The 11,359-nt window shown below is 66.2% G+C and carries 9 protein-coding genes; 6 read left to right on the top strand and 3 right to left on the bottom strand.

Translation table 11 applies throughout. The features are described 5' to 3' along the window. The first annotated feature begins 315 nt into the window (after positions 1-315). From BMZ17_RS15955 to BMZ17_RS15970, 4 genes are all read left to right on the top strand, one after another. A complete protein-coding gene (locus BMZ17_RS15955) occupies positions 316-774 on the top strand; it encodes a hypothetical protein (protein ID WP_093140651.1) in 459 nt (152 codons plus the stop codon). Positions 775-941: 167 nt separating this feature from the next. After that, a complete protein-coding gene (gene trmL, locus BMZ17_RS15960) occupies positions 942-1,421 on the top strand; it encodes a tRNA (uridine(34)/cytosine(34)/5-carboxymethylaminomethyluridine(34)-2'-O)-methyltransferase TrmL (protein WP_093140656.1) in 480 nt (159 codons plus the stop codon). A 56-nt stretch (positions 1,422-1,477) separates the two neighbouring features. Further along, the gene (locus BMZ17_RS15965; RefSeq protein WP_093140660.1) at positions 1,478-1,933 is read left to right on the top strand and encodes a MarR family winged helix-turn-helix transcriptional regulator; all 456 of its coding nucleotides are present in this window, start codon (positions 1,478-1,480) and stop codon (positions 1,931-1,933) included. Between the two features lie 83 nt (positions 1,934-2,016). Continuing rightward, positions 2,017-2,442 (top strand): organic hydroperoxide resistance protein, encoded by a 426-nt coding sequence (locus tag BMZ17_RS15970; protein WP_093142251.1) that lies wholly within the window; start codon positions 2,017-2,019, stop codon positions 2,440-2,442. A 154-nt stretch (positions 2,443-2,596) separates the two neighbouring features. Here the strand turns inward: BMZ17_RS15970 and BMZ17_RS15975 are convergent, their stop codons facing one another. Further along, entirely contained in the window at positions 2,597-3,076 is a 480-nt protein-coding gene (locus BMZ17_RS15975; protein WP_093140664.1) for an Lrp/AsnC ligand binding domain-containing protein, read from the bottom strand. Positions 3,077-3,205: 129 nt separating this feature from the next. Here BMZ17_RS15975 and BMZ17_RS15980 point away from each other — a divergent pair, with 129 nt between their 5' ends. After that, positions 3,206-6,118: an L-glutamate gamma-semialdehyde dehydrogenase gene (locus BMZ17_RS15980; protein WP_254775386.1), complete on the top strand. Its 2,913-nt coding sequence runs from the start codon at positions 3,206-3,208 to the stop codon at positions 6,116-6,118. Positions 6,119-6,205: 87 nt separating this feature from the next. Here the strand turns inward: BMZ17_RS15980 and BMZ17_RS15985 are convergent, their stop codons facing one another. Further along, on the bottom strand, positions 6,206-9,073 hold the full coding sequence (locus BMZ17_RS15985) for a TonB-dependent receptor (protein ID WP_254775387.1): 2,868 nt from the start codon (positions 9,071-9,073) through the stop codon (positions 6,206-6,208). A 144-nt stretch (positions 9,074-9,217) separates the two neighbouring features. On the opposite strand from BMZ17_RS15985, the gene agaR reads away from it, so the two are divergent. Then, the gene (gene agaR, locus BMZ17_RS15990) at positions 9,218-10,000 is read left to right on the top strand and encodes a transcriptional repressor AgaR (RefSeq protein WP_093140678.1); all 783 of its coding nucleotides are present in this window, start codon (positions 9,218-9,220) and stop codon (positions 9,998-10,000) included. Positions 10,001-10,090: 90 nt separating this feature from the next. Here agaR and BMZ17_RS15995 read toward each other — a convergent pair whose 3' ends face one another. Next, on the bottom strand, positions 10,091-11,254 hold the full coding sequence (locus BMZ17_RS15995; protein WP_093140681.1) for an amidohydrolase family protein: 1,164 nt from the start codon (positions 11,252-11,254) through the stop codon (positions 10,091-10,093). Between the last annotated feature and the right edge of the window lie 105 nt (positions 11,255-11,359).

Below are 11,359 nucleotides of genomic sequence, written 5' to 3' on the forward strand. Positions count from 1 at the left end.
GGGGCGGCTGGTGCGTTCTCGCTGGATTCCTGACCCGGATTCAAACCTTCCAGGCGCGCGCTGCATCAGATGGGGCATGTACGCGGACACGTTCGCGGACAGCGGACACACCCGGCCTGACTGGAATCCAAGCAAAAACAACATCTTGCGATTGGCATGGCGCCTGCTTTCCTCCACCAGCGCTCGAACCGCCAGACGCCAACTTGAACGAAGACTGAATTGAAGCGGAATTTTCTCTTTCCGCGCTTGACCGAGCTGATTAGGTGTTCTACCTTACTACCACACCACGCAACGACATCACTACGGAGATACGACATGAACGCCAATGCCCTGCTGCCGCTGACCGCCGCCACCCTGTTCGCCCTGTGCGCCGGCTCGATGGTCCTGTCCCATAACGCCCGCTCCGCCGATCCGGTCGCCACGACCACCACCATCGTCGACATGCCCACCGTCAGCGTTCGCCCCGATCCGGCCGACCTTGCCTACTTCAATGCCACCCAGAGCGCGCGCATCGTCGACCTGCCGGCGGTGACGGTGACTCCGGACCTGACCGACCTGGCCTACTTCGAAGCCACCCGCGGCGCCGCCCGTGTCGTCGACCTGGCCACCATCACCGTGCGCCCGGCTGCCGAAGACATGGCGTGGTATCTGGCACACCAGGCCGGCCAGGTCGCTGCCGCCGTGGACACCTCGGCCCTGCGTGCCAGCGCCAGCCAGATCGACGCGCAGATTGCCGCCAGCGCCGCCACCCTGGTCAGCAGCGCCACCCGCTGAACCTGCAGCGCGGGCCCGACGTGCGCACCCAAACAGCGCCGCGCCCGCCTGCAGTGAAGGGGTTCGATTGAGCCTCTAGACTTGTCGGGCCTTCCCTCGCGCCCGTGCCCCATGCATCCCCCGATCCGCTTTCGCGCCATCCCCGCTGCTTTCGACGTCCGCGCCGCATGAGCGCACCGTTCCAGCTTGATGTGCTGCTGTACCAGCCAGAGATCCCGCCCAACACGGGCAACGTGATCCGGCTGTGCGCCAACACCGGCGCGCGCCTGCACCTGATCCGCCCGCTCGGTTTCGCCCTGGAAGACCGCCAGCTCAAGCGCGCCGGGCTGGATTACCACGAGTACGCCAACCTGCAGGTCCACGACGACCTGCCCGCCGCGCTGGCCACCATCGCCCCGCGGCGGCTGTTTGCCCTGAGCACCCGCGGCCGGCATCGCTACGATGCGGTCGAATACGGCCCCGGCGACGCCTTCCTGTTCGGCCCGGAAACCCGTGGCTTGCCGGCGGAGGTGCTTGAGTCGGTCCCGCCGGAACAGCGCCTGCGCCTGCCGATGCGCCCGGACAACCGCAGCCTCAACCTGTCCAACACCGTGGCGATCATGGTGTTCGAAGCCTGGCGCCAGCAGGGCTTCGGCGGCGGCGCCTGAATGGTGGCGATACTTATCGCTTGCAATTAGATTGTGTGCGATCTAAATTGCACGCCATGGCTTCCCAAGACGCCCCGACCCGCGACCTGCTGCATCTGGACAATCAGGTGTGCTTCGCCCTGTACTCGGCCAACCTGGCGCTGACCCGCGCCTACCGCGGCCTGCTGGCGGACCTGGGCCTGACCTACCCGCAGTACCTGGTGATGCTGGTGCTGTGGCAGCAGGATGGCCAGACCGTGTCGGCGATTGGCGAGAAGCTCTTCCTCGATTCGGCCACGCTCACTCCGCTGCTCAAGCGCCTGCAGGCTGCGGGCCTGGTGAGCCGCACCCGCGCCACCCAGGACGAACGCCAGGTGGTGATCGCCCTGACCGAGGCCGGCACCGCCCTGCGCAGTCGCGCCAAGGCCGTGCCCGAAGGGCTGATGTGCGCCATGGACTGCACCCCGGACACTTTGCTCAAGCTCAAGGCCGAGCTGGAAACCCTGCGCGACAACCTCGGCCGCAATACCTGATCCACACCCACGCTTTTCCACCCTCGCGCCACGCCTTATAAATCGTGCGCGATTCAATCGCCAACAATGAAGGAATCAATGCCATGCAACCCGACAAGATCCTCTACACCGCCACCGCCATCGCCAAGGGCGGCCGCGAAGGCCGCGGCATCACCCCCGACGGCCCGCTGGACCTGCAGCTGTCCACCCCGAAGGAACTCGGCGGCGCTGGCGGCCCGGGCACCAACCCCGAGCAGCTGTTCGCCATCGGCTATGCGGCCTGCTTCATCGGCGCGATGAAGGCCGTCGGCGCGCGCGAAAAGATCAAGGTGCCCGATGACGTCGCCATCGAAAGCCACGTCGGCATCGGCCCGGCTGGCAGCGCGTTCGCCATCGCCGTCGAACTGAAGATCGAACTGCCCGGCCTGGACCGCGAGACCGCGCAGAAGCTGGTCGACACCGCCCACCAGGTCTGCCCGTACTCCAATGCCACCCGCGGCAACGTGGACGTGGTGCTGACGCTGGTCTGATCCAGCGCTGTCGCAACATGCAGAAGGCACGGCGTTCGCCGTGCCTTCTGTTTTTGCCGCTGTCGGCTTTGCGCTTGTGGGAGCTGCTTCAGCGGCGATTGGGCTCTACTAGAAAGCCTCATCGCTGCTGAAGCAGCTCCTACAGACTTGGTCTTCAGACGCCCAGATACAGATCCGCGCTGTTCTTGACCTCTTCCATCACCGCGTAGGTGCGGGTCTCGCGCACGCCGGGGAGCTTCCACAGGATCTTGCCGGCCAGCTCGCGGTAGTCAGCCATGTCGGCGGCGCGCAACTTGATCAGGTAGTCGAAGCCGCCGGCCACCAGGTGGCATTCCATGACCTCCGGGCTTTCCCGCACCGCGGCCTGGAACTGGTCGAGGATGTTGGGCGTGGTCCGGTCCAGCAGCACCTCCACGAACACCAGCATCCCGGCACCGAGCTTCTGCGGATTGAGCCGGGCGCGGTAGCCGATGATGTAGCCCTCGGCGGTCAGCCGCTTGACCCGTTCCAGGGTCGCGGTCGGCGACAGATGCACCGCCTCGGCGAGCTTGAGGTTGGTGATCCGGCCGTCCTGCTGGAGCAGGGCGAGGATTCTGCGGTCGGTGCGGTCCAGGGCGGCGGGAAGTTGGCTCATATCCGGATCATAGACCTTTGAACGGATAAAAATCCGGCGCATCCACGATCAAAATGGCACATCTACAGCTCATCCAGCTCAAGGTGGTCATTTATGCGGTTGCCAGTCCCTTACCGTCCGGAAGCCGACGTGCTTTCGCCCCTGCTGCAGCGCCTGGGCAGCCTGGACTGGGCCTTGGCCAGCGGCGATGCGATCGGCTGGATCGGCCAGGTCCGCGCGAGCAAGCCGTCGGCCTTCGCCATGGAAACCCTCCTGCGCGAGTTCCCGCTGTCCAGCGCTGAAGGCCTGGCCCTGATGCGCCTGGCAGAAGCGCTGCTGCGCGTGCCCGATGCCGACACCGCCATGACCTTGACGGCGGATCAGCTGGGCCGCGCGGATTTTTCCGGCGCCTCGCAGTCGTGGCTGGCCACGCTGTCCAATCAGGCCATCAGCCTGTCCAAGAAGATGCTGGGCGAAGACGGCCAGAAGGCCGGCTTCCTGGCGCGCATGGGCGCCAAGGCGGTGGTCGCCGCGACCGTGCGCGCGGTGCAGCTGATGGGCAAGCAGTTCGTCATGGGCGAGACCCTGGACGAAGCCATCGATGACGCCCGCAAGCAGCGCAAGGCGCGCAAGGGCCTGCGCTTCTCCTACGACATGCTGGGCGAAGGCGCACGCACCGATGCCGACGCGCTGGAATACATGCACAAGTATCACGCGGCCATCGCTGCGCTGGCCAAGTCGCGCGACCGCGGCACGGCGGTGGAACAGGCCGACGGCATCTCGATCAAGCTCTCGGCCATCGACGCGCGCTACGAAGCGGTGCAGCACGACCACGTCATGGCGCTGCTGGTGCCGCGCGTGTGCGAGCTGGCCGAAGCCGCCGCCAAGGCCGACCTCAACCTGACCATCGACGCAGAAGAAAGCGAGCGCCTGGAGCTGTCTCTGGACGTGCTGGAAGCCGTCGCCACGATCACGGCGGCCAAGTATCCGCAGTGGAACGGCTTCGGTCTGGCCGTGCAGGCCTACCAGACCCGCGCGCTGGAGACGATCGAGGAAGTCGCACGCATCGCGCGTTCGCTCAAGATCCGCTTCATGGTGCGCCTGGTGAAGGGCGCCTACTGGGACTACGAGATCAAGCGTGCGCAGGAGCTGGGCCTGAGCGCCTTCCCGGTGTTCACCCACAAGCACCACACCGACCTGTCGTACCTGGCCTGCGCCGAGGCGATGCTGGCCGCGCCAGATGCGATCTATCCGCAGATCGCCGGCCACAACGCCGGCACGATCGCGGCGGTGCTGCACCTGGCGCGCGAAGCGAAGGTGCCGTTCGAACTCCAGCGCCTGCATGGCATGGGCGATGCGGTGCATGAAGCCGCGCACAAGCAGTATCCGGACGTCGGCCTGCGCGTGTACGCGCCGGTCGGCCCGCACAAGGATCTGCTCGCTTATCTGGTGCGCCGCCTGCTGGAGAACGGCGCGAATTCCTCGTTCGTGCATCAGCTGGCCGACGAGACGCTGCCGGCCAGCGCGCTGGTGACGTCACCGCTGCATATCGAACCGGTGAGCGCGGTGACGCTGCCGCTGGACATCCTGCGCGTGCGTCGCAACACCGCCGGCACCGACGTCACCTGCGAACCGATGGCGCGCGCCCTGCTGGCCGCGTATCCGACCACCGCCCTGCCCACGCCGGCGCTGACGCGGCTCGACCAGATCGACACGATCGTGCAGACGCTGGCCAAGGGCCAGAAAGCCTGGAACGCCACGCCGGTCGACACGCGCGCCGCCGCATTGGAGCAGGCCGCTGACGTGCTGGAACGCGACCTGGCCCAATGGTGCGCGCTGATCGTGCGCGAAGGCCATCGCACCTGGGGCGATGCGGTGTCCGAAGTGCGCGAGGCGGCCGACTTCTGCCGGTACTACGCACTGCAGGCGCGCAGCCTGATGGCGCCGCAGGTGCTGCCGGGCGTGACCGGCGAGCGCAATACCTATTCGCTGGGCGGGCGCGGCGTGTGGGTGTGCATCTCGCCGTGGAACTTCCCGCTGGCGATCTTCGCCGGCCAGGTCGTCGCGGCGCTGGTCGCCGGCAATGCGGTGGCCGCCAAGCCGGCCGAACAGACCCCGGGCGTGGCCGCGGCGATGATCGCGCTGCTGCACCAGTGCGGCGTGCCGGCCGATGCATTGGTCGGCGTGTACGGTGCGGGCGAGACGGGCGCGGCGCTGGTCGCGCACGCGAAGATCGCCGGCGTGGCGTTCACCGGTTCGACTCCGGTGGCCAAGGCCATCTCGCGCACGCTGGCCGACAAGGACGGCCCGATCGTGCCGCTGATCGCCGAGACCGGCGGCCTCAACGCGATGATCGTCGACTCCACCGCCCTGCCCGAGCAGGTCGTCGATGCGGTGGTGCAGAGCACCTTCCGCAGCGCCGGCCAACGCTGCTCGGCGCTGCGCGTGCTGTGCGTGCAGGACGACATCGCCGATGGCGTGCTGAAAATGCTTTCGGGCGCGCTTGCCCTGCTCAACGTCGGCAATCCGGCGCTGCTCGCCAGCGACCTGGGCCCGGTGATCGATACCGAAGCCTTCGAGAAACTGCAGGGCCAGATCACCGCGCTGGAAGGCCGCGCCAGGCTGATCGCGCGCGCGCCGTTGCCGGCCGATGCGCCGGCCAACAGCATCGCGCCGGTGGCGTTCGAAGTGTCCTCACTCGATGAGGTGCGCGAGGAAGTGTTCGGCCCGGTGCTGCAGGTGCTGCGCTGGAAGGGCGAAGTCGAGACGCTGGTCGAGCAGATCAACGCGCTGGGCTACGGCCTGACGCTCGGCGTGCAGACCCGCATCGACACGCGCGCGCAAGCCATCGCCGCGCAGGCCGAGGTGGGCAACGTCTACGTCAATCGCAACATGATCGGCGCGGTGGTCGGCGTGCAGCCGTTCGGCGGCGAAGGCCTGTCCGGCACCGGCCCCAAGGCCGGCGGCCCGAACTACCTGCCGCGCTTCTGCGCCGAGTACGTGGTGACGGTGAACACCACCGCCGCCGGCGGCGATGTCGAGCTGCTGATGGGGTCGCACTGATCCAGCTCGCCGATCGATACGCGTAGTAAAAAAAAAAAGCCGCCCGGGTGACCGGGCGGCTTTTTCTTTCAAGCACAGCAGCGTGGATCAGAACCGCATCGTCACGCCCAGCGTGTAGCCGCGGCCGTAGCGGTAGTAGCTGTTGAGCAGCAGCGGGTTGCCGTTGATGCTGGTGGTCTGCGCATCGTTGAGCAGGTTGTTGCCTTCCAGCGAGATAGTGAACATCTCGTTGATGTTGTAGGTGATGTGCGCGGTCAGCCAGGTGATCGGATCGGCCTTCTCGTTGTAGCCGGCGCCCAGCACGTTGACCGCAGTGACGAAGCCGTCGGTGTGGTCGGCGGTGACGCCCAGGTCCCACGGGCCCTTTTCATACATCAGGCTGGCCGAATACACCGACGGTGCGATGCCTTCCAGAGGACGCTTCTCGTCGCCCACCCAGCTCTCGGACCAGTTGCGCGTGTACTGCGCGCGGAAACCGAAGCCGTTGTCCCAGAAGTGCTGCAGGCCCGCCTCGATGCCGTGCACCTTGGCGTAGTCGCCGTTGATCGGGCGCATCACGTTGAACAGCGTCGGGCCCGGCGACACCACGTTGCCGTCGGCGTCGGTGATGCCACCCACGCCGATGTCCTGGCCGGTTTCCCAGCTGGTGGTGATCTGGTTCTCGATGCGCTTGTAGAACACCGCCAGGTTGGCGATGGAGTGCTCGGTGAAGTACCACTCCAGCGAGGCGTCGCCCTGCTTGGCGGTGTACGGCTTGAGGTTGACGTTGCCGCTGTAGACCTTGGTGAACTCACCCCAAGACACGCTCTCGGTGGTGCTGGTCGGCGCCAGCTGCTCCACCGACGGACGCGCCATGGTCTTGGCCGCACCCAGGCGCAGCTGCAGGTCGTCGGTGAAGTGCCAGACGAAGTTCAGCGACGGCAGCACATAGGTGTAGTTGCTCTTCTGGCTGATCGCGGTGGGTTCGGCGTAGGTGGCGGTGTAGTTGAACGCGCCGTTCTCGGTGATGCTGGTGATCTGCGCATCCCAGGCCTGCGAGGTGGTGTCGGTCTTGACCACGCGCACGCCCAGGTTGCCGTCCCAGCGATCGCCGGACATGTCGGCCTGCACGTAGAAGGCGGTGGTCTTCTCGGTGACGCGGTAGCTCTGCAGCGGGTTCCATTCCGGCGCGGCGTTGGCGTAGTCGTACGCCGTGCCATCCGGACGGGTGCCGTTGTAGGCGGCCAGCGCGGCCTCGTAGGCCGGCACGTCGAAGGCCAGCAGGCTGCGCGGGAAGCTGGAGTTCACCCCGCTCATGAAGTTGGGCAGCGAGTACACCGAGATCAGGTTGCCGCCCAGGTCGCCCACGTTGATCGCGTTGTCGCCGGAGTAGTAATCGGCGCCGCCGCTGAGCGTGTTGTTGATCAGGTCACGCGACTTCTTGCGGTCGGTGAGATTGACGCCGAACTTCAGGTGGTCGACATGGCCGGCACCGATGAACAGATCGCCGCCCAGCGTGCCGCCGTTGATCTTGTCGTCGATGTTGTCGCCGGCCAGCTCGTTGTAGTGCGTATTGAAATCGCTGGAGCTGAACTCGCCGTTGGCCAGGCCCGTGGTGAGATCGCGACCGTCGTCCAGCGTGGTGGTCACGTTGGGGATGCCTGCGCTGCTCAGGTCGATGCGCGTGGTGTTGGGCTGGTTCATGCGCAGGACGACGTAGCTGTCCTGCCCGCCGGAATGACGCTTGGAGGTGGAGCGGTACACGTCGCCGGTGACAGTGAAATCGTCGGTGACTTTCCACTGCGCGTTGGCGCCGTAGAGCGCGGTATCGACCACGCGGTATTCGGTCTGGTTGAGCAGCTCCGGATTCAGGCGCAGCTCGGGATCGGGATTGTCCAGGGTCAGGCCGGTGACGATGCCGTTCTGCACGGTCACGTTCGACCAGCGGCCGGGCGAGAACAGCGGGTAATACGAGAGCTGGTAACCGACCTGCGGCGAGTCGAGCTTGGTCTTCAGGCCATCGATGGTCAGCTTGAAGCTGTCGCTGGGGCGCCACTCGAACTTGCCTGAGTATGCGGTGCGCTTCTTGTCTTCCAGGATCGAGCCGACGCGGAACTGGCCGGGCGCGATCAGGCCGTATTCGTCCGGGTCCAGCTCGCCGTTGTCGTTGAGGTCGATGTTGCCGCCCCACGCATTGCCGCCCCAGGACGGATCGGACGGATCGGGGTTGCGGGTCCATCCACCGTCGTTGCCCGCCGTGTCGGTGCGGTCCTTGCGGCGCGCGGAGACCACGCCAATCATCACGCCCATCGTGTCGTCGGCGAAGGTGTTGCTGTAGACGCCGGAGAACTTGCGGCCGTTGAGGTCGGACATGGTGTTGCGGTCGCCTTCCACGCGCACCACGCCATGCTGGCCGGGCTGGTCGAAGGGACTGGCCGAACGCAGGTTGACCAGGCCGCCGATGCCGCCTTCCAGGTTCACCGCTTCGGCGCCCTTGACCACGTCGGCGCCGCTGATCACGTCGGCCGGCAGCACGTCGTAGGCGAAGTCGCGGCCGGCGCCGTCGGTGGCCAGGATGCGGCCGTTGAAGGTGGACAGCGTGTATTCCGGGCCCAAGCCGCGGACGCTGACTTTCTGGCCTTCGCCGCCAGCGGTGCGGCTGATCGACACGCCGGTGATGTGGCTGAGCGAGTCGGCCACGTTGTCATCGGGAAACTTGCCCAGCTCCAGCGCGGTGATCGAGTCCTGCACCGTGGCCGAGTCGCGCTTGAGGTCGTTGGAGCGCGCCAGGCTGGCGCGCACGCCTTTGACCTGCACGGTCTGCAGATCCTGCGCGTCCTGCGGGGTTTCGGTAGTGGAAGAAGACGAGGTGCCCGCGTCCTGCGGGGCCACTTGGGACCAGGCCGTCGCCGGCATCAACAGGGCAAGGGCGATTCCATGACACAAACGGCGGCGCTGCAGAGGGACGGCATTCACGGGCGAACTCCTGGCAAAGGAAGGCGTGTGGGGGCCTAGCGGGTGAAGCAACGAAACCGAGCCTAAATGATGTTTCGTTTTGTATCAATAGCGAAATTTAACGAAATGCCCGTATACTCTGAAACGTTTGCCCCAGGAGCCTCCATGCCGCCTGTTACCCGCGATACCAGCCAGCGCCGCCTGCAGATCAGTGAGCTCGTGCGTCAGCATGGCAGCGTCCAGGTCACCGCGCTGGCCCGCCAGTTTGGCGTGAGCATGCAGACCGTGCGCAAGGACCTGCGCTACCTGGCCGAACGCGGCGTGATGGCCCGTGCCTACGGCGGCGCAATCGACAGCAGCGTGGTCGGCGGCGCGCCGGCCGAACCGCATTACGAAACAAAGCGCACCGCCCACCTGGACGAAAAGCGCCGCATCGGCGCGCGCGCCGCCGCGCTGGTCAAGCCCGGCGACACCATCGCCCTGGATTCGGGCACCACCGCGATCCAGCTGGCCGAGGCGCTGCCGGACATCGACGTCACCGTGGTCACCAACGACTTCGGCGTGCTGGGCGCGCTGACCGCCAAGGCCAACATCAACATCGTGATGCTGGGCGGCGAACTGCGTCGCAAGAACATGGCCTTCTACGGCGGCCTCACCGTCGAAGCGCTGGACGCGCTGCACGTGGACAAGCTGTTCCTGGGCGTGGACGGCTTCGACCTGGAGCGCGGCATCACCACGCACTACGAGCCCGAGGCGATGCTCAACCGCAAGATGGTGGAAGCCGCGCGCGTGGTCATCGCCATCACCGACAGCTCCAAGTTCGGCAAGGTCTGCCTGCACCGGATCATCCCGGTGACCGGCCTCAATACGCTGATCACCGACACCGGCGCGCCGGACGACATCACCACCGCCTGCCAGTCGTTGGGCGTGGAACTGCTGCGCGCCTGATTCAAGCCATGTGGGAGCCGCTTCAGCGGCGATGGGGCTTCACGAGGAAAGCCCGTCGCCGCTGAAGCAGCTCCCACACGTCTTTCTGGGTTATTTCGCGGCCGCCTGGTTCTTCAGGTCGAACTCGCGCACGGCGTTGGTGTAGTAGATCTTGTCGATCACCGCGCGCGGCAGCGCCAGGCCCGGCACGTCGGCCTTGAGCATGTCGATGCGCTGCGATTCGGCCGTGGCGAGGTATTTCCAGTCCGAGGCCCAGTACGCATGCGCCTCGGCCTTGAACGCGGCCGGGTCCGCATCGGGCGCCTGGGTCAGGTCGGTGCCGTACATCAGCCGGTCCTGGTAGCGCACGAAGAAGTCCCGCACCTTGGCCGGATCGCGCAGCGACTGGTACTGCACCTGGCTCATGCGCGCAGCCAGGTCGACGGTGGCATTCGGATAGGTGTCCAGGAACTTGGCCAGCACGTCCACGTCGTATTCCAGGCTGGCCATGTGCGCGCCGACGAACTTCAACTGCGGATGCGCGGCGACGAAGCGGTCGCGCGCGGCCATCAGGTCCTCGTGCGTCGGCATCTCCGGATGCAGGTACATGTAGTAGTCCGGATGCTTGGAGAAGTACTCGCGATCGTTGTCGGTGGTCATCTTGTCCAGCGGCAGCCAGCAGTTGTACGGCTCCGCCTGGTGCGCGATCAGCGGGATGCCCAGCGCCTGGATGTGCTCGGCCACCGGCGACAGGCCCGGATCGTCGAGCTTGATCAGCTCGCCCTTGGCGTTCTTCTCGACCATGCCGATGTTCTTCCACACCTTCACCGCCTTCGCGCCCTCGGCCACTTCGTCGTCCAGGCGCTTGTTGGTGCGCGCGAGCCAGTCCGGCGTGCCGAAGCCCTTCATCGAGAAGGTCGCCGCCCAGTGGAAGCGCTGCGGATCATCCTTGGCCAACTTCAGCGCGGCGGTGTGCTGCAGGTCGAGGGTCGGGAAGTCCGGGTAATCGACGTTGATCGACAGCAGTTCGAAATTGTCGGCCTGGGCCAGCTGCAGGAACACCGGGTCCGGGCCGTTGGCGTGCACGTGCGCGTCGAACTTGCGCACCTTGGCGTAGTCGTCCATCGCATAGGGCGCCGCATCCGGCGCAGCCGTGGAAGTCGCCGTTTCGGCAGGCGCGGTGGATGCCTGCGGCGGCGCCGAAGGCGCGCATCCAGTGAGGCCAAGCAGTCCAGCGGCCACACAGGCGGCCAGGGTCCGGTGGATCAGGGTCATGCGTGCGCTCCAGTCATAAAACGAAACTTAATGACACCATATCGAAACAAAACGCTTGCATCAACGGAAGCGCCTCGCGCAGAATGCCAGTCAACCCACCGGACT

The sequence above is a fragment of the Pseudoxanthomonas sp. GM95 genome, assembly GCF_900109775.1.
Lineage (GTDB): Bacteria > Pseudomonadota > Gammaproteobacteria > Xanthomonadales > Xanthomonadaceae > Pseudoxanthomonas_A.

Coding starts and splice junctions, on each gene's coding strand:
- BMZ17_RS15965 (WP_093140660.1), top strand. CDS start 1,478: ATGGCTTCCCAAGACGCCCCGACCCGCGACCTGCTGCATCTGGACAAT.
- BMZ17_RS15995 (WP_093140681.1), bottom strand. CDS start 11,254: ATGACCCTGATCCACCGGACCCTGGCCGCCTGTGTGGCCGCTGGACTG.
- trmL (WP_093140656.1), top strand. CDS start 942: ATGAGCGCACCGTTCCAGCTTGATGTGCTGCTGTACCAGCCAGAGATC.
- BMZ17_RS15970 (WP_093142251.1), top strand. CDS start 2,017: ATGCAACCCGACAAGATCCTCTACACCGCCACCGCCATCGCCAAGGGC.
- BMZ17_RS15955 (WP_093140651.1), top strand. CDS start 316: ATGAACGCCAATGCCCTGCTGCCGCTGACCGCCGCCACCCTGTTCGCC.
- BMZ17_RS15975 (WP_093140664.1), bottom strand. CDS start 3,076: ATGAGCCAACTTCCCGCCGCCCTGGACCGCACCGACCGCAGAATCCTC.
- agaR (WP_093140678.1), top strand. CDS start 9,218: ATGCCGCCTGTTACCCGCGATACCAGCCAGCGCCGCCTGCAGATCAGT.